The organism is Pseudomonas sp. W22_MBD1_FP4, from assembly GCF_052113765.1.
In the GTDB taxonomy this organism is placed as follows: Bacteria; Pseudomonadota; Gammaproteobacteria; order Pseudomonadales; family Pseudomonadaceae; genus Aquipseudomonas; species Aquipseudomonas sivasensis.
The window spans coordinates 181,819-204,987 of the sequence record NZ_JBGQOI010000010.1 but is presented as its reverse complement, the minus strand read 5'-3'; the positions used below and the strand labels follow the sequence as shown (position 1 = coordinate 204,987).

At 61.1% G+C, this 23,169-nt stretch carries 22 protein-coding genes; 14 read left to right on the top strand and 8 right to left on the bottom strand.

The features are described 5' to 3' along the window. Positions 1-28 precede the first annotated feature (28 nt). Complete coding sequence (locus tag ACEN2T_RS15405) at positions 29-1,150, top strand: MFS transporter (RefSeq protein ID WP_032889729.1); 1,122 nt, start codon at positions 29-31, stop codon at positions 1,148-1,150. Position 1,151: 1 nt separating this feature from the next. Here the strand turns inward: ACEN2T_RS15405 and ACEN2T_RS15400 are convergent, their stop codons facing one another. Next, positions 1,152-1,673 (bottom strand): DUF3087 family protein, encoded by a 522-nt coding sequence (locus ACEN2T_RS15400; RefSeq protein ID WP_442116947.1) that lies wholly within the window; start codon positions 1,671-1,673, stop codon positions 1,152-1,154. 133 nt (positions 1,674-1,806) lie between these two features. Between ACEN2T_RS15400 and ACEN2T_RS15395 the strand changes: the two genes are divergently transcribed. After that, positions 1,807-1,986, top strand: a complete 180-nt coding sequence (locus tag ACEN2T_RS15395; RefSeq protein ID WP_032889724.1) for a hypothetical protein — start codon at positions 1,807-1,809, stop codon at positions 1,984-1,986. 12 nt (positions 1,987-1,998) lie between these two features. Next, positions 1,999-2,199 carry a DUF6021 family protein gene (locus ACEN2T_RS15390; RefSeq protein ID WP_032889722.1) on the top strand — a complete coding sequence of 67 codons (201 nt, stop codon included), beginning with the start codon at positions 1,999-2,001 and terminating at the stop codon, positions 2,197-2,199. A gap of 45 nt (positions 2,200-2,244) precedes the next feature. On the opposite strand, the gene ACEN2T_RS15385 is transcribed toward ACEN2T_RS15390, so the two are convergent. Further along, positions 2,245-2,481: a DUF6555 family protein gene (locus tag ACEN2T_RS15385; RefSeq protein ID WP_032889720.1), complete on the bottom strand. Its 237-nt coding sequence runs from the start codon at positions 2,479-2,481 to the stop codon at positions 2,245-2,247. Between the two features lie 120 nt (positions 2,482-2,601). On the opposite strand from ACEN2T_RS15385, the gene ACEN2T_RS15380 reads away from it, so the two are divergent. From ACEN2T_RS15380 to tssK, 11 genes are all read left to right on the top strand, one after another. Further along, positions 2,602-3,426: an arylamine N-acetyltransferase family protein gene (locus tag ACEN2T_RS15380; RefSeq protein WP_339483076.1), complete on the top strand. Its 825-nt coding sequence runs from the start codon at positions 2,602-2,604 to the stop codon at positions 3,424-3,426. A gap of 249 nt (positions 3,427-3,675) precedes the next feature. Continuing rightward, positions 3,676-4,713 (top strand): type VI secretion system protein TssA, encoded by a 1,038-nt coding sequence (gene tssA / locus ACEN2T_RS15375; protein WP_442116946.1) that lies wholly within the window; start codon positions 3,676-3,678, stop codon positions 4,711-4,713. Between the two features lie 38 nt (positions 4,714-4,751). Next, complete coding sequence (tssB, locus tag ACEN2T_RS15370; protein ID WP_032889715.1) at positions 4,752-5,252, top strand: type VI secretion system contractile sheath small subunit; 501 nt, start codon at positions 4,752-4,754, stop codon at positions 5,250-5,252. Between the two features lie 79 nt (positions 5,253-5,331). Then, a complete protein-coding gene (gene tssC / locus ACEN2T_RS15365) occupies positions 5,332-6,831 on the top strand; it encodes a type VI secretion system contractile sheath large subunit (RefSeq protein WP_032889713.1) in 1,500 nt (499 codons plus the stop codon). Between the two features lie 30 nt (positions 6,832-6,861). Continuing rightward, positions 6,862-7,344 (top strand): type VI secretion system tube protein Hcp, encoded by a 483-nt coding sequence (locus ACEN2T_RS15360; protein ID WP_442116945.1) that lies wholly within the window; start codon positions 6,862-6,864, stop codon positions 7,342-7,344. Positions 7,345-7,407: 63 nt separating this feature from the next. Then, the gene (gene tssE / locus ACEN2T_RS15355) at positions 7,408-7,926 is read left to right on the top strand and encodes a type VI secretion system baseplate subunit TssE (protein ID WP_181639982.1); all 519 of its coding nucleotides are present in this window, start codon (positions 7,408-7,410) and stop codon (positions 7,924-7,926) included. Then, positions 7,923-9,800: a type VI secretion system baseplate subunit TssF gene (tssF, locus tag ACEN2T_RS15350; protein WP_181643418.1), complete on the top strand. Its 1,878-nt coding sequence runs from the start codon at positions 7,923-7,925 to the stop codon at positions 9,798-9,800. Before tssE ends, tssF begins: the two co-directional genes overlap by 4 nt. After that, positions 9,785-10,804 carry a type VI secretion system baseplate subunit TssG gene (gene tssG, locus ACEN2T_RS15345; RefSeq protein WP_032889704.1) on the top strand — a complete coding sequence of 340 codons (1,020 nt, stop codon included), beginning with the start codon at positions 9,785-9,787 and terminating at the stop codon, positions 10,802-10,804. The genes tssF and tssG overlap by 16 nt, the downstream gene beginning before the upstream one ends. After that, positions 10,797-13,436, top strand: coding sequence for a type VI secretion system ATPase TssH (gene tssH / locus ACEN2T_RS15340; protein ID WP_442116944.1), 2,640 nt, complete (start codon positions 10,797-10,799; stop codon positions 13,434-13,436). The genes tssG and tssH overlap by 8 nt, the downstream gene beginning before the upstream one ends. 5 nt (positions 13,437-13,441) lie before the next feature. Then, positions 13,442-15,403: a type VI secretion system Vgr family protein gene (locus ACEN2T_RS15335; RefSeq protein WP_179178793.1), complete on the top strand. Its 1,962-nt coding sequence runs from the start codon at positions 13,442-13,444 to the stop codon at positions 15,401-15,403. Between the two features lie 51 nt (positions 15,404-15,454). Next, on the top strand, positions 15,455-16,801 hold the full coding sequence (tssK, locus tag ACEN2T_RS15330) for a type VI secretion system baseplate subunit TssK (protein ID WP_179178794.1): 1,347 nt from the start codon (positions 15,455-15,457) through the stop codon (positions 16,799-16,801). Between the two features lie 83 nt (positions 16,802-16,884). On the opposite strand, the gene nuoN is transcribed toward tssK, so the two are convergent. Genes nuoN through nuoI form a run of 6 tightly spaced genes read right to left on the bottom strand, consistent with a single transcriptional unit; the run spans position 16,885 to position 23,166 of the window. Continuing rightward, the gene (gene nuoN, locus ACEN2T_RS15325; protein WP_003174731.1) at positions 16,885-18,348 is read right to left on the bottom strand and encodes an NADH-quinone oxidoreductase subunit NuoN; all 1,464 of its coding nucleotides are present in this window, start codon (positions 18,346-18,348) and stop codon (positions 16,885-16,887) included. Positions 18,349-18,355: 7 nt separating this feature from the next. Then, positions 18,356-19,888, bottom strand: coding sequence for an NADH-quinone oxidoreductase subunit M (gene nuoM, locus ACEN2T_RS15320; protein WP_017527174.1), 1,533 nt, complete (start codon positions 19,886-19,888; stop codon positions 18,356-18,358). A 55-nt stretch (positions 19,889-19,943) separates the two neighbouring features. Continuing rightward, a complete protein-coding gene (nuoL, locus tag ACEN2T_RS15315; RefSeq protein WP_099601015.1) occupies positions 19,944-21,797 on the bottom strand; it encodes an NADH-quinone oxidoreductase subunit L in 1,854 nt (617 codons plus the stop codon). Then, the gene (gene nuoK, locus ACEN2T_RS15310; protein ID WP_003174727.1) at positions 21,794-22,102 is read right to left on the bottom strand and encodes an NADH-quinone oxidoreductase subunit NuoK; all 309 of its coding nucleotides are present in this window, start codon (positions 22,100-22,102) and stop codon (positions 21,794-21,796) included. The genes nuoL and nuoK overlap by 4 nt, the downstream gene beginning before the upstream one ends. 2 nt (positions 22,103-22,104) lie before the next feature. After that, the gene (gene nuoJ / locus ACEN2T_RS15305) at positions 22,105-22,608 is read right to left on the bottom strand and encodes an NADH-quinone oxidoreductase subunit J (protein WP_003174726.1); all 504 of its coding nucleotides are present in this window, start codon (positions 22,606-22,608) and stop codon (positions 22,105-22,107) included. A 9-nt stretch (positions 22,609-22,617) separates the two neighbouring features. Next, positions 22,618-23,166, bottom strand: coding sequence for an NADH-quinone oxidoreductase subunit NuoI (gene nuoI, locus ACEN2T_RS15300; RefSeq protein ID WP_003174725.1), 549 nt, complete (start codon positions 23,164-23,166; stop codon positions 22,618-22,620). Between the last annotated feature and the right edge of the window lie 3 nt (positions 23,167-23,169).

The following is a 23,169-nucleotide window of genomic DNA, read 5'->3' as shown; positions in this document are numbered from 1 at the left end:
CCTGAATATTTCGGGATGTTTCAGATTTATGTCCAGTCAGGCCCAACGCACTGCCGACACCACCTCCCGCCGCGCCGCGCTGACCCTGGCGTTGTGCCTGCCCAGCGACGTGCTGCTCTACCTGCTGCTGCCCATGGAATCCCAGGCCTTTGGCATTACCCTGGCCCAGGCCGGGGTGTTGCTGGCGGCCAACCGCCTGGTGCGGATTTTCGGTTACCGGCATGTGTTGAATTTCTACGCGCGCAACGGCGATCGCCTGACCTGCATGATCGCCGCCGGTGCCGCTGCGCTGTGTGCCCTGGGCAATTCGGTGCTATCCGGCTTTGCCGCGTTGCTCGGGTTGCGGCTGGTGTGGGGCCTGTGTTTTGCCGCGTTGAACCTGTCGACCCAGGTATTGGCCACCGCTGAGCCAGAGGGCGCCGCGCGCCGGGCAGGGCGTTCGCGGGCCTTGATCGCCTGGGGACCGATGCTGGCGTTGCCGTTCGGTGGTTGGCTGACGCTGTGGGCCGGGCCGCGTCCGATCTTTGTGATTCTTGCCGGTTGCTGCCTGATAGGCCTTTGGATGGCGCGCGGCTTGCCCAGCGCCGGACATGATTTGCACAGCACACCAGGGCGTCGCTTCAAGTGGCCGGACAGCGTTGCACTGTGGTCGTTTATCGAAGGCGTGGCGCTGGACGGGCTGTTTATCTTTGGGCTGTCGATCCAGGCCCAGAAAATTCTCGGCGGCGATGCGGTGCTGATTGCTGGTGGCTTAATGGCCCTGCGCTACGTCTCGGAAATGCTTCTGAGCCCCTTGGGCGGTCGCGCGGCGCAGCGATTTGGCGCCACCGCCATGTTGCTGCTGTTTTCGTTCTTGAGTGCCCTGGCCTTGAGCGCATTCGGCAGCTATTGGGTGATCGTCGGCGCGGCGGCGGTGCTGGTGCTGCGCGCATTGCAACTGCCGCTGGTGACTACCTTGGTCGCCGAGCGCAACCCCGGTTCGATGCGAGTGTCGGCGCTGGCGTCCAATGCGGTCTGGCGCGACATCGGCGCTGGCCTGGGGCCGCTGCTGGCGGGTCTGCTGCTGCCGGTGGCGTCGGCGCCGCTGGTGTTTGGCGTGGCGGGTGCGGCGATTGCGGTGAGTGCGTTGTTCTGCTGGCGAGGCAGATGATTTAAACGCTTTTCAAACCGTCCAGCCACGCGGGGTCGAAACGGGTCTGTTCGGTGTCGATTCCCAGCGTCTGCATCCTGGCTTTATGCGCGTCCATTTCGCCGACCAGTTGCGCCTGGGCGCTGGAGTTGGCGTCCAGTGCATGCATCTGCGTCAGCCCCAGGTGATAGAAACGCAGCACTTTCATGGCCGTCGGATCATTGGCCTGCACACGTTCGGTGACGGTGTGCATCACATTGGTCACGCGCATCAGCGTGCGCTTGAGCTGCCAGCCGTACACCGCAGCGGCCAGCCACGACTTGGACCAGAACGGGCCGCGCACCAGGGCGACGGTAATCAGCACCCCCGCGAGCACACCGCCGACATTGAAGCGAAAGTTATCACCGCCGGGTTCGCCGAACAGCATCACCGCCAGGGTCGACAGCAGCATGGCCAAGGCCATGAACAGCACGGCCACGATCAACGTGCTGCGGCGGGTCTGTTGGCGGTAGGTGACGGGGTCGCAGGGTTTGAGCTCGAACATCCGGTCCAGGTCTCCAGGGCGGGTAGGGGGTGGCATCTTCTCATGGTCAGCGGTCAGCGGTGGGGCAATCAAGTTGAACCATGATCTGTGGCAGTTTCTCTAAACGAATGTAGTCCCTTTGAGGTGAACCACCATGCCCGAATACAAGCAACCACCGCCCGGTACACCCGACCCTGATCGCACACCCGGTGAAGAAGAGCGCGACAACGATGCCTTGCGCCCCAATGACCCGAAAGAGCGTGACGACCATGATGATGTGGAGCGCGTCGAAGAAGACTTGGAAAACCTCCACGACAAAGCTCGCCCGCTCTAACAGGAGACCATGATGAACAAGCGCTCGGATGGGCCCCCCTCTAACGAACACGCCAGCGGCAAGGATGAGCTGGGATTTGACCCCGACTCGCCGGATGTGGCTGATCCGCAGGTTGACCCGGTAGGTCCGGCCATTGCCCCGCTGGATAAAAAGGACAAGGACGAGGCGAAAAAAAAGCCGCCCTACGATCCGTTGGGCGACTTAAAGAAATAACAGCGTAATAGGTAATCAGGCCCCGCCATTGAGCGGGGCCTTCGTTTATTTAGGTGGCGTCCAGGAAACGTCGGTAATCCCGAACTTCTCCGCCCAGGGCCGGGTGGTTTTTTTCACTTGCTCGTGGCCGACGCGGCCGATACGGCTGACATGAGCAATGTCGGCATCGACCGCTGCCCAGTGCCAGGCCTCGGCGTTATTCATCACTTCGGCACGCACCACAAAGGACTTCGGTTGACCGTGCAGTTGGTAGTGGATGGTGTAGATTTTTGCGGTACTCATGTTGCCTCCCTGTCTTGTTATAGATGGAGGCTGAAGCGTTCAAAAAGGTTCATTCAAAATGACAGTTTGCATGTGAACGCGGCATAGTGACGCACTCTTCCTGCGCCCAAGGACCGTGCCATGACCCGCCTCAACCACAGCCATCTGTACCTGCAGCGCCTGGGATACGATTCGCCGCCACCGCCCACCCTGGCAACCCTGCGGGATCTGCAACTGCGCCATGTGTGCACCTTCGCCTTTGAAAGCCTGTCGACCCTGCTGCGCCTGCCGGTGCCGATCGACTTGCCCAGCGTCGAGCAAAAGGTGTTGTTCGATGGCCGCGGCGGCTACTGCTATGAGTTGAACCAGATGTTCCTCGCGCTGCTGCAGGAACTGGGTTTCGAGGCCCGTGGCATTACCGGTCGGGTGGTGATGGGCGGACCGCCGGACGCGCGCACGGCACGCACCCATCGTTTGAGCCTGGTGACCCTGGACGGGGTTCGTTACATCACCGATGTAGGCTTTGGCGGCATGGTGCCCAGCAGTCCGTTGCAGTTGGACACTGAGGCCGTGCAGGCCACCGCCCATGAGCCCTATCGCCTGACGTTCAATGCGGGAGAGAACAGTTACACCTTGTGGGCCGAAGTGGCGGGGGAGTGGCGTGGTTTGTATGTGTTCGACTTGCAGGTGCAGGCCGCCATCGATTACGAAATCGGTAATTGGTATGTCTCGACCCACCCGAACTCGCCGTTCTTGGGCCAATTGAAAGTCGCACTGCTGGCGCCCGGCAAACGCCATACCTTGAACAACGCGCATTACGCGATCCATTCCCTGGATCAGCCCAGCGAAAAACGGCTGCTGAACAACGCGCAAGAGCTAACGGCCTTGCTGAGGGACACCTTCGGTATTCGCGTGCCGGTGCAGCCGTCACTGGCTCAAGCAATGGCCGGCGGGTGGCCGACCTAAAGCCAGGCGACGCCATTTATGAGTGCGCGTTCTCTGCTCACGAGCGCTGCATTCGCAGCTTAATCCTACGCCCCGCAATGACACTGCCTGCATTCTCGTGTGGTCCCATCGCTATATAAATCCGCCCACGCTGAATATTTTCGGCAGTAGGCGTAGCGCGGGGGCTCCAACAGGCTCAGTTTTCTGAACCGTTGGATTCGACGTCCCGACTCGCGGCTCTACTGCCAGAGCCATTTGCCCGAGGGACACATGATGGGGTCGCCCACCGAAGCTCAACCACTGGATTTCACCCTGTTGTGCTTGCCCCTGAGCGAGGCCGATGGCGGTGGCCAGAACTTTGAATATTCGGCGCAATTCTTAGAACTTGAAGAAGAGGCACTGGGTAAACCCGAGGTTCAGTACGGCGACACCGTTACCGACGCCATCGAGCCGAACTGGAAGCGCGTCATGGCCCTCGCACTGCCGATGTTGGAGCGTAGCCGCGATTTGCGCCTGGCCATCTGGGCCACCCGCGCCGAACTCAACGTGCACGGCATCGCCGGCCTGTCGGCTGGCCTGGGGCTGGTGCAGGGGTTGTTGGAAAATTGCTGGGACGGGCTGTACCCCAGGCTCGACCCGGAGGATGGCTATGACCCGCTGTTGCGCATCAATGTCCTGGCGTTCCTTTGCGCCCCCAACGGCCTGGTACGCGACGTGTTGGATGCGCCGTTGATCAACGCGCGAGGCATCGGCGCGGTCAGCTTGAGAATGATCGATCTGGCGATTGTCGAGCACGGCGGCGAGGGCAATCACCCGAGCCTGGCAATGATCGAAGGGGCGCTTGTCGATGCCAATGCGCAACAGCTACAGGCCATTCACCTTGCGCTGACCCAGGCGTTAGCGCACAGCCTGCAGATTGAGCAGTGGCTGACGGAAAAAGTCGGCGTAGGTCGCGCCATCGACCTCAATGGACTGGTCGCTCCACTGCGTCGCGCCGCTGAAATAGTCCGCCGGTTCTTGCTTGAACCTGCGCCAGTCGAGGCGGCTGCAGCCACTGTTGCTACCTCAGAGGTGGCCGCACCGCAGGCACTGTTCGGCGAGATCCGCAGCCGCGAAGAGGCGCGCCAGGTCATCGATCGGCTGTGCAGCTATTTTCATACCCATGAGCCCGCGAGCCCGGTGCCGTTCCTGCTGCAACGGGCAAAAACACTGATCGACAAGAATTTCATGGAGTTGCTGCAAGACCTGGCGCCCGATGGACTTGCGCAACTGGCGCAGGTCAGCGGCATCCGCACCAACGACAACTGAACGTTCATCTATCCACTCCACTCACCGGAGCCAGTTCCGTGGCCAAAGAAAGTAGCCAGAAGTTTATCGCCCGCAATCGTGCGCCGCGCGTCCAGATCGAATACGACGTGGAGATCTACGGCGCGGAAAAAACCGTGCAGTTACCCTTCGTGATGGGCGTGTTTTCAGACCTTTCCGGCAAACCGGCCGAGCCTTTGCCGCCGGTAGCCGAGCGCAAGTTTCTGGAAGTCGATGTGGACAACTTTGACGAACGCCTCAAGTCCATGAAGCCCCGTGTGGCATTCCAGGTGCCCAATACCCTGACGGGCGAGGGCAACCTGCCGGTGGAGATCACCTTTGAGAGCATGGACGACTTCTCCCCAGGTGCAATCGCCAACAAGGTGCCCAGCCTTAATCAGTTGTTGGCCGCGCGCCGCCAGCTGTCGAATCTGCTGACCTATATGGACGGCAAGGTAGGGGCCGAAGAATTGCTGGCCAAAGTGCTCAGCGATCCGAGTGTGATGCAGGCCCTGTGCGCGGCCCCCCAACAACCCGACTAACTGAATGACCGTGGTCTCTGCCGGCGCCTCGTTTGCCCCGGTATGGGGACGCTGTTGCCCATAATTCAAGGATACCGTCATGTCCACTACGCAATCGGAACAACCCGAACAGGGAGCTCCGGCCACGGCATTCGACGCCGGTGACTTCGCCAGCCTGCTGCAAAAAGAATTCAAGCCCAAGACCGACAAAGCCAGGGACGCCGTGGAATCCGCCGTGCGCACCCTGGCGGAACAGGCGCTGCAAGGCACGCAGGTGATGTCCCATGACGTGCTCGGCACGATTGAAGGCCTGATCGCCAGCCTCGACCAAAAGCTCACCGAACAGGTCAATCATATCCTCCACCATGAGGAGTTCCAGGCCGTGGAAAGCGCATGGCGCGGCTTGCATTACCTGGTCAGTAACACCGAGACCGACGAGTCCCTGAAGATTCGGGTGATGAACATTTCCAAGCACGAAGTGCATAAGACTCTGCGCAAGTTCAAAGGAGTGGCCTGGGACCAGAGCCCGATTTTCAAGAAGCTGTATGAAGAGGAATACGGCCAGTTCGGTGGCGAGCCCTATGGCGCCTTTGTCGCTGACTACTACTTCAACAACAGTGCGCCGGACGTCGAGCTGTTGACCCAGATCGCCCGTGTCAGTGCCGCCGCGCACTGCCCGCTGATCACCGCCGCTGACCCCAGCGTGATGCTTATGGAGTCCTGGCAGGAACTGGCCAACCCACGTGACCTGACCAAAATTTTCCAGACCCCGGAGCACGCGGCGTGGCGCAGTTTGCGCGCCAGTGAAGACTCACGCTACGTGGGCCTGGCCATGCCGCGTTTCCTGGCCCGTGCTCCTTACGGTGCCAAGTCCAATCCGGTGGAAGACTTCGATTTTGAAGAAACCACCGACGCCGCCGACGCCAAGGATTTTACTTGGGCCAACGCGGCTTACGCCATGGCTGTGAATATCAACCGGTCGTTCAAACACTATGGCTGGTGTTCGCAAATTCGCGGCATCGAATCCGGCGGCGTCGTGGAGGGCTTGCCGGTGCATACCTTCCCGACTGACGACGGCGGTGTGGACATGACCTGCCCGACCGAGATCGCCATCAGCGACCGGCGCGAAGCCGAGCTGGCCAAGAACGGCTTCATGCCTCTGGTGCACAAAAAAAACAGCGATCTGGCGGCCTTCATCGGCGCTCAGTCCCTGCACAAACCGGCGGAGTACGACGACCCGGATGCCAGCGCCAACGCCAACTTGGCAGCGCGTCTGCCGTACCTGTTTGCCACGTGCCGTTTTGCTCACTACTTGAAGTGCATCGTGCGCGACAAGATCGGTTCATTCAAAGAGCGCGACGATATGCAGACCTGGCTCAACAACTGGGTTGGCCGCTACGTGGAGCACAACCCGGCCACCGCGACCGATGCCGACAAAGCGCGTAAGCCGCTGGCGGGGGCCGAGGTCGTGGTGGAAGAAATCGAAGGCAACCCCGGTTACTACAGCGCCAAGTTTTTCCTGCGTCCGCACTACCAGCTTGAAGGCTTGACCGTGTCCTTGCGGTTGGTCTCCAGGCTGCCTTCAACCCAAGCGTCATAACCCCGTTGTTCAACCTGAAAGGTACTCACCATGATCCTGCTGAACTTTAAAGGCACCCCAATCAAAGGCACTTCCACCGTCGACGGTCACAAAGACTGGATCACCCTCGACGCTATCCAAATGGGGGTTTTACGAGCGATTTCCTCCAGTGGCGGCGGTGCCGACCGTGACACCAGCAACCCTTCGTTCTCGGAAATTTCCGTGACCAAACTGGCCGACGTGGCCTCGGCCGATCTGTTTATGCAGGCTGTGTGCGGCAAGAGCCTGGGCGATGCCGAGATCCACTTTGTCCATACGGGCGGCGCGGACAAAAAACAGCAAGTGTTTCTTAAGATCATCCTGGGCGGCGCGATTATCAGTGCTTACTCCGCCAGCAGCACTGGCGATCGGCCGGCCGAAACCCTTTCGATCAACTTCACCACCATCAGCTACGCCTATGACGCCTTCAACGGTGACACGGTAATCACCGGTACGCCGAAGAAGTGGGACTTGGAAAAGAATCAGAAGATCTGATTCGGATGCCCGACGGTGGGTGGGTTCGCCCGCCCGCCGTCCTGTCGATGGAGGCCTCAGCGCATGGCTGAACTAACCAGTCTCGAACGTTTGCAACCGTCCTTGCTCGATCGCTTGAGTGATGACGACACCGAGCAGGTTTTCGAGCCTCGCGACAAGCGCGTGTTGTCCATGCGCCGCTTGCGCAAGGCGGTATTACGCGATTTGGGGTGGCTGCTCAACAGCACCAGTCTGGGCAGCTTTCGCGACCTGAGGAAGTGCCCGTTGGCGGGACAATCAGTGCTCAATTTCGGGCTGCCCGATCTCGCGGGAAAGACGGCTGCCGGCCTGGACCGCGAAGCGTTGGGACGCCGCATTCGCCAGGCGATCTGGGATTTCGAACCGCGGATTTTGCGCGAAAGCCTGCGTGTCGTGCCGGTTGCCTCCTCGGGTGCAACCCTCAGTCCCAACCAGATGACCTTTGAAATTCATGGCGAACTCTGGGGCCAACCGTTGCCCGAGCGCCTGTACCTGAAGACCGAACTCGACCTGGAAGCAGGCGAGGCGCGGATCTTCGATATTGAGACAAGGGACGTGCGTTGAACGCAAAACTGCTGCGCTATTACGAGCGTGAGCTGGCGCATCTGCGGGAAGTTGGCGGTGAATTCGCCCGCGACTACCCCAAGGTTGCCGGCCGCCTGGGGCTGGAAACCTACGCCTGTGCCGACCCCTATGTTGAACGGCTGTTGGAAGGTTTCAGCTTTCTCGCCGCACGGGTGCAACTGAAGATTGATGCTCAATTCCCACAATTTACCCATCACCTGCTGGAACTGATCTACCCACACTACTTGGCGCCAACGCCATCGATGGCAGTGGTGCAACTGCACCCGGACATGGGCGAGGGCAGCTTGGCCGCCGGCTTCAAGGTGCCACGCCACACGGCATTGCACAGCCAGTTGGGCAAGGGGGACCAGACCGCCTGCGAATTTCGCACTGCCCATGAGGTAACCCTGTGGCCGGTGGAGTTGGTCGAGGCGCGCTATTTCGCCTGCAGCACGCAGGTGGCCGGGGTTGACCTGTCACGTCTCGGCGCAGTCAAGGCCGCGTTGCGCCTGCGCTTGAGCGTCGGGGCTGGCCTGGCTTTCAGCGACCTGGCCCTCGACACCCTGCGGCTGCACATCCGTGGCGGGGACGGCACGCCCGCGCGGGTTCTTGAGCAGCTGTTGGCCCAAGTGGCGGGTGTGCTGGTCATGCCCATGCAAGCGTCTGGGGACTGGCATCAGCTGCTGCCCAACAGTGCGATTCGCAGTGTGGGCTATAGCGACAGCGAAGCCTTGCTGCCCATCGGGCCGCGTTCGTTCCAGGGTTATCGCTTGTTGCAGGAATACTTCGCCTTGCCGCAACGCTTCATGTTCGTCGACGTGGTGGGGTTGGCGAGCAGTGTCAGCCGCTGCACCGCCGAGCAACTGGAGCTGATCGTGTTGTTCAAGACGGCAGACCCGTTACTTGAGCAAAACCTCAGTGCCGCCAATTTCGCGCTGTATTGCACGCCGGCGATCAACCTGTTCCCGATGCGCACCGAGCGTGTGCACTTGGATGAACAGCGCTCTGAATACCATGTGAGCCCCGACCGCACACGGTCAATGGATTACGAGATCTACGAAATTGAAGGGGTGACCGGTTACGGCAGTGGCGCCGAGGCCAGTCAGACATTCGAACCCTTCTACCGCGCCAACGACCTGCAGGGACGCACGCCGCCGCGTGCGTACTACCAGGTACGGCGCGACACGCGGGTTTTGTCCGAACAGCAGCGCAGCCGAGGCCCGCGCTCCAGTTATGGGGGCAGCGAGGTATTCGTGTCGCTGGTGGACGGCGAGCAGGCTCCTCACCGCAGCGACCTGCGCCAATTGGGCATCGACGCCCTGTGCAGCAACCGCGACCTGGTGCTGAGCATGCCGGTGGGCAGTGGCAGCACCGACTTCAGCGTCCAATCCGCTGCGCCGGTGCAGTCGGTACGTTGCGTGGCAGGGCCCACGGTGCCCGCGCCGTCGTATGCCGAAGGCGATACCGCATGGCGTCTGGTCAGCCATTTGTCCCTTAACTACCTGTCACTGCTGGACCAGGACACGGAGCAGGGCGCTGTAGCCTTGCGTGACATGTTGCGCCTGTATTGCCGCGTCGACGATGCCGTTGCACATAAACAGATCGAAGGCGTGCGTTCGGTGACTGCGCAGAGCATCGTGCGACGCCTGCCATTGTCTGGACCCGTCACCTATGGGCGAGGTTTGCAGATCAGTGTGAGCGTGGATGAGTCTGCGTTCGAGGGTGCAGGCGTCTGTGTATTGGGCTCGGTGCTGGAACAGTTTTTCGCCAAGTACGTGTCGCTCAACTCATTCACCGAGACGCGGATCGTGAGCGCGTCACGCGGCGTGATCATGCAGTGGCCTGCGCGGGTGGGCAGATGCGAGATCCTCTGAGCCTGCTCAGCGAGCTTGAAGCGCATCCGGGTCGGTTTGATTTCTACGCGGCATTGCGCCAGTTGGAGTGCGCCTTTGCGCACCTGCCGCGCATCGGCGAGGCCACGCGCCCGGCGGACGAGGCGGTGCGTTTCGGCCAGCATTCTTCGCTGGCGTTTGAGCCTGCAATGATTGCGGGCCTCATACCCGGCGACACGCCTAAACTGCTGCTCAATTTCTTCGGCCTGATGGGCGCCAATGGCCCGTTGCCGATTCACCTCACCGAATACATTCGCGACCGTCAACGCAACCTCAACGACCCTACGCTGGCGGCATTTTGCGACGTGTTTCATCACCGCATGATCAGCCTGTTCTATCGCGCCTGGGCCAGTGCCCAGCCAACGGTGAGTCTGGACCGTCCGGGGGCGGACCGCTTTGCCAACTACCTGGGATCATTGCTCGGTATTGGCCTACCGTCGCTGCAGGCGCGCGACGGCGTGGTGGACCTCGCCAAGCTGCATTTCGCCGGTCGCCTGGGACCGCAAACACGCAATGCCGAAGGCCTGGCCGCCTTGCTTGGCGACTACCTTGGCGTTCCCGTAGAGGTCGAGCAATTTGTCGGCCACTGGATGACCCTGCCCCGTGACGGGCTGTGCACCTTGCGCAGCGGTCCGGACGCGGTGGTGCTCGGCCAGGCCACGGTCATGGGCCGGAAAGTCTGGAATGCCCAACACAAGTTTCGCCTGCTGATTGGCCCTCTGGACCTGACACAAACCCGCCGTTTGCTGCCCGGTGGCGACAGCCTGCAACGGGTGCAGGATTGGGTGCGTCAGTACGTCGGCATGGCGATGGACTGGGACGTCAACCTGATCGTCAAGAAAGAACACCGGCCTCGCTTGCGCCTGGGGTCCACGTCATTGGGTTGGACCAGTTGGCTGAGCAGCAGAGCGCCCCAGCGGGATGATCGGCAATTGCTGATCAAGCCTCGACCCTCATTTTCTTCTCAAGGAACTGCCCATGGCTGATATCAGTCGCGTCGCGCTTTTCGGCAAGCTCAACAGCCTGTGCTACCGGGCGATTGAAAGCAGCACTGTGTTCTGCAAACTGCGCGGCAATCCCTATGTCGAGCTGGTGCACTGGTTGCAGCAGTTGTTGCAATTGACCGATTCGGACCTGTTGCGCCTGGTCCGCCATTACGGCATTGATCCGGTGGTGTTGGACCGGGACCTCACTGCCGCCCTAGATCGTTTGCCTAGGGGCTCGACCTCGGTGACGGACCTGTCCTCGCAGGTCGAGGAAACCGTGGAGCGTGCCTGGGTCTACGCGACCCTGATGCTGGGTGAGTCCCAGGTGCGTTCTGGCCATTTGCTGCTGGCGATGCTGAAAACTCCGGCATTGCGTAATGGTTTGTATGGTGTGTCACGGGAGTTCAACAACGTCAGGACCGACGACCTCAGTGAGCAGTTTGGCGCGTTGCTCAAGGATTCGCCCGAGGCCCGTATGACGGCCAGCGATGGGTACCAGGTGCCGGGTGAGGCTGTCGGTGCACTGGCGCCCGACCGTCAGGAAGGCCTGAAGCGCTTCACTGTCGACCTGACCGAGCAGGCGCGGCGAAACACGATGGACCCTATCGTCGGACGCGATGAAGAGATCCGGCAGGTCATCGATATCCTGATGCGCCGTCGCCAGAACAACCCGCTGCTGGTGGGCGAGGCGGGCGTGGGCAAAACTGCTGTGGCGGAAGGGTTCGCGCAGCGAATCGCCCGTGGCGACGTGCCGCCTAGCCTGCGGGACGTACAATTGCTGGCCCTTGATGTCGGCCTGTTGCAGGCCGGTGCGAGCATGAAAGGTGAGTTTGAACAGCGCCTGCGCTCGGTCATCGATGAGGTTCAAGCCAGCGTCAAACCGGTGGTGCTGTTTATCGATGAAACCCACACCCTGGTCGGCGCAGGTGGCGCCGCGGGTACCGGCGATGCGGCTAATCTGCTCAAGCCAGCCCTGGCCCGTGGCACCTTGCGGACCTTGGGCGCAACCACGTTTGCCGAGTACAAAAAACACATCGAAAAAGATCCGGCCCTGAGCCGGCGCTTTCAGACGGTGCAGGTCGATGAGCCGGATGAAAGCCGCGCGCTGCTGATGCTGCGCGGTCTTGCCTTCAGCCTGCAGGAGCACCATCAGGTGCAGATCCTCGATTCGGCGCTGGAAGCGGCCGTGCGTTTGTCCAATCGCTATATCCCGGCGCGGCAGTTACCGGACAAGGCGGTGAGCCTGATCGACACCGCGTGCGCCCGCGTCGCCATCAGCCTGCACGCCACCCCGGCGGAAGTCGATGACAGCCGCCGGCGTATCGAATGCCTGGAAACCGAGCAGGCGATCATCCAGCGTGAACGCGCCATGGGGGCGCAAACCTCAAGTCGTTGTGCATCGGTCGATGCGTTGCTGGCGACTGAGCGCGAGCGCCTGAAGGTCCTTGGCAGCCGCTGGCACAGCGAGCTGGCGCTGGTCATGCAGATCTTGCGTCTGCGTAGCCGGTTGGTCGATGTGGATGCCGATGAACCTGAAGCGGGCCGGTTGGAACTGCGTCAATTACAGGAACAATTGGCGCTGCTGCAAGGCGAGACTCCGTTGGTCCTGGTCAACGTCGACGAACAGGCCGTCGCGGCGGTAGTACAGGACTGGACCGGCATCCCCGTGGGTCGCATGGTCAAGAATGAAATCGAGAACGTGTTGCACCTGGCAGACCGTTTGGGCCAGCGCATTATCGGTCAGGATCATGGGCTGGAGATGATCTCGCGACGTATCCAGACCTCCCGCGCGGGCCTCGACAATCCAGGCAAACCGGTGGGGGTGTTCATGCTCGCCGGCACCTCCGGGGTGGGTAAGACCGAGACAGCCCTGGCCCTGGCCGAGGCGTTGTACGGCGGCGAGCAGAACGTCATTACCCTCAATATGAGCGAATACCAGGAAGCCCACAGCGTCTCTACGCTCAAGGGCGCGCCGCCTGGTTACGTGGGCTACGGCGAAGGCGGCGTGCTCACCGAAGCAGTACGGCGCAAGCCTTACAGCGTGGTGCTGCTGGACGAAGTGGAGAAGGCGCACGCGGATGTGCACGAACTGTTTTTTCAGGTGTTCGACAAGGGCTGGATGGAAGACGGTGAGGGGCGAGTCATCGACTTCAAGCACACCCTGATCCTGCTGACCACCAACGTCGGCACTGACCTGATCGCCCGCCAGTGCCGTGACCCGCTGGCAATGCCAGAACCGCAAGCCCTCGCAAAAGCCTTGCGTGAGCCGTTGCTGGAGGTCTTCCCGCCGGCTTTGCTCGGACGCCTCGTGGTGATCCCGTATTACCCCCTCAGCGACGCCATGCTCCACCGCATCATCCGCCTGCAACTGGAGCGGATCAGACAGCGCATCGCTGACAGCCACAAGATTCCCTTCACGTACAGCGATGACGTGGTGCAGTTGATTGCCAGCCGCTGTACCGAGCTGGAAAGCGGTGGGCGGATGATTGACTCAATCCTGACCAACTGCTTGCTGCCAGCAATCAGCCGTGAGTTCCTCGATCGTCTGTTACAGGGCATCCCGGCCAGCCAGGTTGGGGTCAGCGTGGAAAACGGCGAGTTTGCCTATGTCTTTTCCGAGTCCGCGAGGTAGTCCCTATGGCAACCAGTCAAATGCATCGTGACATTCAGGTCAGCAGTGTGCTCGGCGACGATGTGCTGCTGTTTCGCAGCATGCAGGCATTCGAGGGGCTGTCTCGTCTCAGTGAATACGAGGTGGAGCTGTACAGCGAACGCGCCGACCTGGACATCAACGACTTGCTCGCTACGCCGATGAGCATTGCGGTGGACTTGCCCAAGGGCGGTAGTCGTTACTTCAGCGGGCATGTGAGCCACTTCTCCATAACCGGTCGTCAAGGGCGCTATACCACGTGCAAAGCGGTGTTGAGGCCGTGGTTGTGGTTCCTGACACTGGCCAGCGACTGCCGTATTTTCCAGGGCCTGAGCGTGCCGCAGATCCTCAACCAGGTGTTCGCGCCTTACAGCATTGCCGATGTCGACACCTCGGGCCTGAGTGCGGACTACACGGCACTTAACTATTGCGTGCAATACCGCGAGAGCGATTTCAACTTTGTCAGCCGGCTGATGGAGCAGGAAGGTATCTACTACTTCTTCAAAAGCGCTGCTGGCCGTCATACCTTGGTACTTGCCGATTCCTGCGGCGCGCATTCGCCGGCGCCGGGCTATGCCCAACTGCGCTACATGCCGTCCCAGGATCACGCCCTGCGCGAAAGCGAGGTGATCTACGCCTGGCACATGAGCGGCGAGGTGGCGCCGGGCGGCTATACCCTGAAGGACTTCGACTTCGAAAAGCCCAGCGTCAATCTGATGGTCAAGTCGGCCATGCCTGGTGACTACCCGCAGTCTCGTCACGAACGTTACGACTATCCGGGTCGATACACCGAGCGCAAACAGGGCGAAACCTATGCCCGCACCTTGATTGAATCGCTGCAGACCGGCGCCAGTCGGATCAGCGGTGCCACTCGTGCCCGGGGGCTGTTCCCGGGAGCGTTGATGACCTTGGCCGAGCACCCGCGCAGTGAACAGAACGCGCAATGTTTGCTGCTGGAAGCGCGTTACACGTTGTCGTTAGACACCTATGAGCCGACGCCACCGACCGAGCCCGCGCCCGTGCTGACTTGCGAGTTCGTGGCCATGCCGCACCAGCAGCCATTTCGAGCACCTTGCGTATCGCCCAAGCCACGGATGCACGGTCCGCAGACCGCCAAGGTGGTGGGCAAACAGGGCGAAGACATCTGGACCGACAAATACGGACGGATCAAGGTGCAGTTCCACTGGGACCGCGAGGGCAAGGGCGACGAAAACAGCTCATGTTGGGTCCGAGTAGCCCATGGCTGGGCCGGCAAGCGTTGGGGCAGCCTGCATATCCCGCGTATCGGCCAGGAAGTGGTGGTCAGCTTTCTCGACGGCGACCCCGACCAGCCGTTGGTCACCGGCAGCGTCTATAACGCGGAATCGCTGCCGCCCTATGCACTGCCAGAAAATGCCACCCGCTCGACCCTCAAGACCCATTCTTCAAAGGGCGGTGGTGGCTACAACGAACTGCGCTTCGAGGATAAGAAGGGTTCGGAGCAGGTGTTCCTGCACGCCCAGAAAAACTTCGACCAGCGAGTGCTCAAGGATGCCCTGGACTGGGTAGGCGGCGACCGTCACTCCAGAATCGACCAGGACCTGCGCGAGAAGGTCGGCGGTGATCGTCATTCCTCTGTGGACGGCAACCGCAATGAAAAAACCAGCGGTGCGGTATCGATGAGCGCCGGCAGCGAGATGATTATCGAGGGCGCCATGAAGACGGGTATCACCGCCGGTACCGATGTGCATATCAAGGGCGGGGCGAACGTGGTGATCGAAGCCGGCGCGAGCATCACCTTGAAGGTCGGTGGGGCCTTTATGACCTTTTCTCCAGGCTCGATTCTCGCTTCGGCCATGCCTGTGCCCTTGCCTCAGGCCGCAACCGCTGCCACCGCCGCGGCATTGGCAGCGGCCACCGGGCCTGCGGGTGTGCCGCTGCCGCCCAAGGAGGCCGACGATGGCAAGTAAGCCGTTGTCGGCTCTGTCTGCTTCTACCGTTGCCAATATTGGAAGAACTTAATGTCCTGGAAACACAAAGTGGTTTGGTCCGAAGGCATGTTGTTGCAGCCTCAGCATCTGCAACAACATGACCGTTTCCTGCAAACCCAGCTGGAGGCACGGGTCACGGCGTTGCGTGCGTATGGCTGGGGCTTTTCGGCGTTGGACATTGACCCGCAGCAACTGGCTCTGGGCAAGGTATCGTTGCTTTCATACAGCGGTATATTCCCGGATGGAACGCCTGTCGGCCTGCCATTCGATGATGAAATGCCGCCGCCCCTGACCATCCCCGATGATGCGCGCGACCTGACCGTGGTGTTGGCGTTACCAAGCTTACGTCCCGGGATCCCGGAGGTTGACGACAACCCCAGTATCGAAAATTTCGCCCGACTTCGCAGCGCTGAATACGAAGTCTGGGACAGTAATGGACTGGACAGCAGTGCGCTGATGAGTGTCGGCAAGTTGCGCGTGCGTCTGGCCTTTGAGGGCGACGTGGCCGATGCCTACACCTCACTGGGTATCGCCCACGTGTTGGAAAAGCGCGCCGACAACTGTGTGGTGCTTGATCGCGGCTACTGCCCGCCCTGTCTGGATATCCGGGCGGCCGAATGCCTCAAGGCGATGGTCGATGAGGTCGCAGGGCTGGTGCAGCAGCGGGGCGAAGCCACGGCCTCGCGCGTGGCCCGGCTCGATGGCAGTGGTGCAGCGGACATTGCCGATGTCCTGCAACTGCAGGTGCTCAATCGTAGCCTGCCGCTGATGCGCCATTTATCGACCATGAGCGGCCTGCATCCCGAGCAACTGTATCGCGACCTCTCGGCCCTGGCCGGTGAGCTGGCAACGTTTAGCCGCGACGATAAGCGCACGCCTGCCTACCCGGTGTATCGCCATACGGCCCTGGCAGAAACGTTTGCTCCGGTGATGCTTGAACTGCGTCGGATGCTCTCGACCGTGATGGATACGCGGGCCATCGCTATTCCCTTGGAAGAGCGCCAATACGGCATCCGTGTGGCCGTGCTGCCGGACCGGGCGTTACTGGCCTCGGCCACCTTCATCCTGGTGGTTCAGGCTCAAATGGCGGCGGACAGCGTGCGCAGCAGTTTCCCCTCCCAGGTCAAGATCGGCTCGATGGAGAAAATCCGCGACCTGGTCAACCTGCAACTGCCGGGTGTTGGCCTGCGGCCTTTGCCGGCAGCCCCACGGCAATTGCCGTTCTATGCGGGCTGCACGTATTTCGAACTTGATCGCAGCAGCGAGTATTGGCAACTGTTGAGCCAGTCGAGCGGTTTTGCGATCCATGTACCCGCCGGGTTTCCTGGGTTGGATATGCAATTTTGGGCTATCCGCGATTTGGCCCAAAACGAGTGAGGTGAACGCCCTGTTGCAGGGCATCCAGAAACGCAAAACGGCGCCCGAAGGCGCCGTTTTGTTTACTGCATCCCGCTAAGCGATCAAACGCCCAGTACCGCGTGCTGCACCAGGGTGAGCAACGGTTGTGGGTACACGCCCAGGAAGAACGCGAGCAGGGCGATGGCCAGCAGCATCACGCCGCCTGCCTTCTGTTCCCAATGCAGCTCGGCATCCACACGGCGCAGGTTTGGCTCGATCAGGTACAGGGTGACCATCACGCGCAGGTAGTAGAACACGCCGATAGCGCTGCCCAGTACCAGGGACGCAACCAGCCACCACTCGTGGGCTTCGACACCGGTAGCGACGATGTAGAACTTGCCGATGAAACCCGCGGTCAGCGGGATACCGGCCAGGGACAGCATCATCACGGTCAGTACGGCGGTCAGGTACGGGCGGCGCCAGAACAGGCCGCGATACTCGTACAGGGCGTCAGCGTCACGGCCTTTGTACGGCGAGGACATCAGCGTAATTACACCGAAGGCGCCGAGGCTGGTGATCACGTAGGTGACCAGGTAAACGCCGATGGCTTCCACGGCCAGGCCTTTGCTCGCCACCAGGGCGATCAGCAGGTAGCCGAAGTGAGCGATGGACGAGTAACCCAGCAGACGCTTGAGGTTGTTCTGGGTCAGGGCCAGCAGGTTACCAAACAGGATCGACGCGATGGCGATCACGGTCAGCACGTTGCTCAGCACGCCGGTATTGGCAGCAGGCGAGATCTGGAACAGACGCACCATCACGGCAAACACAGCAACCTTGGACGCGGTAGCCAGGAACGCAGCCACCGGCGCCGGGGCGCCTTCGTACACGTCCGGGGTCCACAGGTGGAACGGCACCAGCGACAGCTTGAATGCCAGGCCGATCAGCATCATCGCCAGACCCAGTTGGGCAATCGGCGCCGGGCTGTTGGTGGCAGCCAGCGCGTGGCCGATACCGGTGAAGCTCAGGCTGCCGGCTTCGGCGTAGAGCAGGGCCATACCGAACAACAGGAACGCGGAACCGGCCGCCGACAGCACCATGTACTTGATGCCGGCTTCCAGGGAACGCTTGTTGAAGAAGGCGTAAGCCACCAGGCCGTAGGTCGGGATCGACAGCAGTTCCAGGCCGATGAACAAGCCGGCCAGGTGCTGTGCGCTGACCAACACGATACCGCCGGCCGCAGCCAGCAGGATCAGCAGGTACAGCTCTTCGCGGTTGCCTGGGTAGCCGGTGCCGCCTTCGCCGAGGTAGGCGTGGGCGAGGGTGACGCAGGCGAGGGTGGCGACGAGGATCAGCGCGATATACAGCAGCGCGAAGTCATCGACCATCATCAGCGGGGTCACCGCCAGTGGCGCGACCTTGAGTGCCGGGATAATCGACAGCAAAGCCAGGTTCAAACCGGCACAGGACAGCAGGAACGTTTGTGAGTGATTGCGGCGCCAGGCGATTGCCAGCATCACCACCACGATGGTGAGGCTGGTAATCAGCAGCGGCGCAAGCGCGATAAAGTGTTGGATCGTGAATTCCATAGCGCTCTTACCGGGCCGAAGCGAGTTGAGAGAAGGCGGTGCCGAACCACTGCTGCACGCCATGCATCGTTGCGGCAGAAGTGTCCAGGAACGGTTGCGGGTACACGCCGATGTAGATCAGCAGCACCGCAAGGCCGAGCACCATGATCAGTTCGCGAGCATCCATCCCTTTCAGGACGGTGTCGGACTTGGCCGGGCCGAAGTAGGCGCGGTGGATCATGATCAGCGAGTAGACCGAACCGAATACCAGGCCGGAAGTAGCAATGGCGCTGATCCAAGGCGTTTGCACGAAGGCACCCATCAGGATCAGGAACTCGCCGATGAAGTTGCCGGTACCCGGCAAGCCCAACGAGGCAGCGGCAAAGAACAGGCTGATCGCCGGCAGGTACGCGATGCGCGACCACACGCCGCCCATCTCACGCATGTCACGGGTGTGCAGGCGCTCGTACAACTGGCCACTCAGGATAAAGAGTGCAGCGGCGGAAACACCGTGCGCCAACATCTGGATCACTGCGCCTTGCAACGCCAGTTGGCTGCCGGAGTAGATGCCGATCAGTACGAAGCCCATGTGGGAAACGGACGAGAAGGCAATCAGACGCTTGATGTCGGTTTGCGCGAACGCCAGGAACGCACCGTAGAAGATCCCGATCAGACCCAGGGTCATGGCAATCGGCGCGAACTCCGCCGAGGCGTTCGGGAACAGCGGCAGCGCGAAACGCAGCAGGCCATAGGCAGCGGTTTTCAGCAGGATGCCGGCGAGGTCAACGGAACCGGCGGTCGGTGCCTGGGCGTGAGCGTCAGGCAGCCAGGAGTGAAACGGCACCACCGGCAGCTTCACCGCGAACGCGATGAAGAAGCCCAGCATCAGGATGTACTCGGTGGTCAGGGACATCTTGGTTTTCAACAGGTCGGCGTAGTTGAACGTAATCACGCCTGTGCTGTTGAAGTTGACCAGTACCAGACCCAGGATCGCCACCAACATGATCAGGCCGGAAGCCTGGGTGAAGATGAAGAACTTGGTCGCCGCGTAGATCCGGGTTTTCTTGCCGTCCGAAGAACTGTGACCCCAGAGCGCGATGAGGAAGTACATCGGCACCAGCATCATTTCCCAGAAGAAGAAGAACATGAACAGGTCGAGGGCGAGGAACACGCCGACAACGCCGCCCAGGATCCACATCAGGTTCAGGTGGAAGAAGCCCACGTGACGCTGGATCTCTTTCCAGGAGCAGAGTACCGAGAGGATACCCAGCAGGCCGGTCAGCAGGATCATCAACAGCGACAGGCCATCGAGGGCCAGGTGCACGTTGATGCCGAAGCGCTGGATCCACACGTGCTTGAATTCAAGCGCGAAAGTCGGATCGACACCCGGTGCCGGAGCGAATGAATAGTCACCGTGGGCCCACAGCCAGAGGCCGAGTGCGAGTTCCAGGGACATGGTCAGCAACGCAATCCAGCGGGGGAGGGTGGCGCCGAAGCGTTCACCCATCCAGCAGAGCAGGCCGCCGATGAAGGGGATCAGGATTAGCCAGGGCAGAATCATGACAGGCTCGTTTCCTTTCGCAAGTTTGCAAAGTTCGCAATGTACATAGACATGGTCAGACCGCCACGACAACGATGGCGCCGATCACCAGCACGGCACCGACCGCCATGGACGCTGCATACCAACGCAGTTGGCCGGTCTCGCTGCGGCTCAGGGCGGTGTGACCGGCCTTGGCGGCGCGCGGGATCAAACCGATGGTCTGGTCGAGCGGGTCTTTGCGCAGTACATGGCTGATAGCCAGGTAAGGCTTGACGAACAGTTTGTCGTAGATCCAGTCGAAGCCCCAGGCGGCGAACCACCAGGCCGACAGGAAGCGGCCAATGCCACTGTTGGCCACGGCCGTCACGAAGCGACGCTTGCCGAGGAACAACAGCGCGGCCAGCAGGATACCCGCGATGGCAATGGCACCCGAGGCGATTTCCAGGCTGTGCTTGGCGGCGCCACCGGCATGGCCGGCGCTTTCCGGCAGTACACCGGCCAGGGGCGGGGTGATCAGGGCGCCGACGAAGGTCGACAGCACGATCAGCACCGACAGTGGCAACCAGTGGGAGATGCCGTGACCTGCGTGCGCTTCGGTCTTGGCTTCACCGTGGAACGTGATGAAGATCAGGCGGAAGGTGTACAGCGAGGTCATGAACGCACCCACCAGGCCTGCGTAGAGCAGGTTCTGGTTACCGCTGGCAAAGGCTTCCCAGAGGATTTCGTCTTTCGAGTAGAAACCGGCGGTCACCAGTGGCAGTGCGGCCAGGGCTGCACCACCGACGATGAAGCTGGCGTAGGCCAGCGGCAGTTTCTTCCACAGGCCGCCCATCTTGAAGATGTTCTGCTCGTGGTGGCAGGCAACGATCACCGCGCCAGAGGCAAGGAACAGCAGGGCCTTGAAGAAAGCATGAGTCATCAGGTGGAAGATCGCCGCGTCCCAGGCGCCAACGCCCAGGGCCAGGAACATGTAGCCGATCTGGCTCATGGTCGAGTAGGCGAGGATACGCTTGATGTCGGTCTGCACCAGCGCGGCAAAGCCGGCCAGCACCAGGGTCACGCCGCCGACGATGCCCACCAGGTGCAGGATGTCCGGCGCCAGGGTGAACAGGCCGTGGGTACGGGCGATCAGGTAGACACCCGCAGTTACCATCGTAGCGGCGTGGATCAGTGCCGACACTGGGGTAGGACCGGCCATCGCATCCGCCAGCCAGGTTTGCAGCGGCAGTTGCGCGGATTTACCCACGGCGCCGCCCAGCAGCATCAGGGTCGCCAGGGTGATCCAGAAGTCGCCGACCTGGAATTTCTGTGGTGCCAGCACCAGCAGTTCCTGGATGTTCAGCGTGCCCACCTGTTGGAACAGGATGAACAGGCCGATGGCCATGAACACGTCGCCGATGCGGGTAACGATAAATGCCTTGAGTGCCGCGTTACCGTTGTTGCGGTTGCTGTAGTAGAAACCGATCAACAGATACGAGCACAGGCCCACGCCTTCCCAGCCGAAGTACAGGAACAACAGGTTATCGCCGAGCACCAGGAACAGCATGCTGGCGATAAACAGGTTGGTGTACGAGAAGAAGCGCGAGTAGCCCGCTTCACCGCGCATGTACCAGGACGCGAACAGGTGGATCAGGAAGCCCACGCCGACGACCACGCCGAGCATGGTGATCGACAGGCCGTCGACGTAGAGGGCGAAGTTAGGCTTGAAGCCTTCCACCGACATCCACTGCCACAGCACCAGGGTGTAGTGACCACCTTCCGGCGGCGCTACGTTGAATTGCCAGATGACGTAGGCGGCCACGATGGCCGACAGGCCAATGGAACCCACGCCGATCAGGGCCGAGAGGTTTTCCGACCAGCGTCCACGGGAGAACGACAGCAGTAGGAAACCAATCAGGGGAAATACGAAAGTCAGAAAGATCATGTTCATCCGCGCATCTCACTGGCAGCGTCGATATCAAGCGTGTGGAAGCGACGATACAGTTGCAGCAGGATCGCCAGGCCGATACTGGCCTCGGCGGCTGCCAGGCTGATCACCAGGATGAACATGACTTGTCCATCAGGCTGGCCCCAACGTGCACCTGCAACGATGAACGCCAGTGCCGCAGCGTTCATCATGATTTCCAGGCTCATCAACACGAACAGAATGTTACGGCGAACCATCAGGCCGACCAGGCCAAGGCAGAACAGGATGCCGGCAACCGCCAGACCATGCTCCAAAGGGATAGCAGGCATCGTCATTGCTCCTTGGCTTCGTTGCGGCCCAAGTGGAAGGCGGTGATGGCTGCCGCGAGCAGCAGCATCGAAGCCAGTTCGACCACCAGCAGGTACGGGCCGAACAGGCTGATGCCCACGGCTTTCGCGTCTACGGTGGTGTGGCCGATGGCCTGGCCGCTCTGGTGAGCGAACAGCACATACAGCAGTTCACCCAACAGCAGCGCTGCGAGGACAACCGGGCCGAGCCAGATGCCGGGCTTGAGCCAGACGCGTTCCTGGGCGACCGAAGCCGGCCCCAGGTTGAGCATCATCACCACAAACACGAACAGCACCATGATGGCGCCGGCGTAGGCGATCACTTCGAGCACACCGGCGAACGGTGCGCCAAGGCTGAAGAACGTCATGGCCACGGCGATCAGCGAAATGATCAGGTAGAGCAGGGCGTGCACGGGGTTAGTGTTGGTGATCACGCGAAGCGTGGACACCACTGCAATACCCGATGCGAAATAGAAAGCGAATTCCATCTTTCTTCCTTAAGGCAGCAAGCTCTTCACGTTGATCGGCTCGGCTTCGTTTTGTGCGGCGCCTTTCGGCTTACCGGCAACGGCCATACCTGCAACACGATAGAAGTTGTAATCAGGGTTTTTACCGGGACCAGAGATCAGCAGATCTTCTTTCTCGTACACCAGGTCCTGACGTTTGAACTCGGCCATCTCGAAATCCGGTGTCAGCTGGATTGCGGTGGTCGGGCAAGCTTCCTCGCAGAGGCCGCAGAAAATGCAGCGCGAGAAGTTGATGCGGAAGAAGTCCGGGTACCAGCGACCGTCTTCGGTTTCAGCTTTCTGCAGGGAGATGCAACCCACCGGGCACGCTACGGCGCACAGGTTGCAGGCTACGCAACGCTCTTCGCCATCGGGGTCGCGGGTCAGCACGATACGGCCGCGATAGCGCGGCGGCAGGTAGACCGCTTCTTCCGGGTATTGCAGGGTGTCGCGTTTGCGGAAACCGTGACCGAATACCATCACCAGGCTTCGCAACTGGGTACCGGTACCCTTAACGATGTCGCCAATATATTTGAACATGGG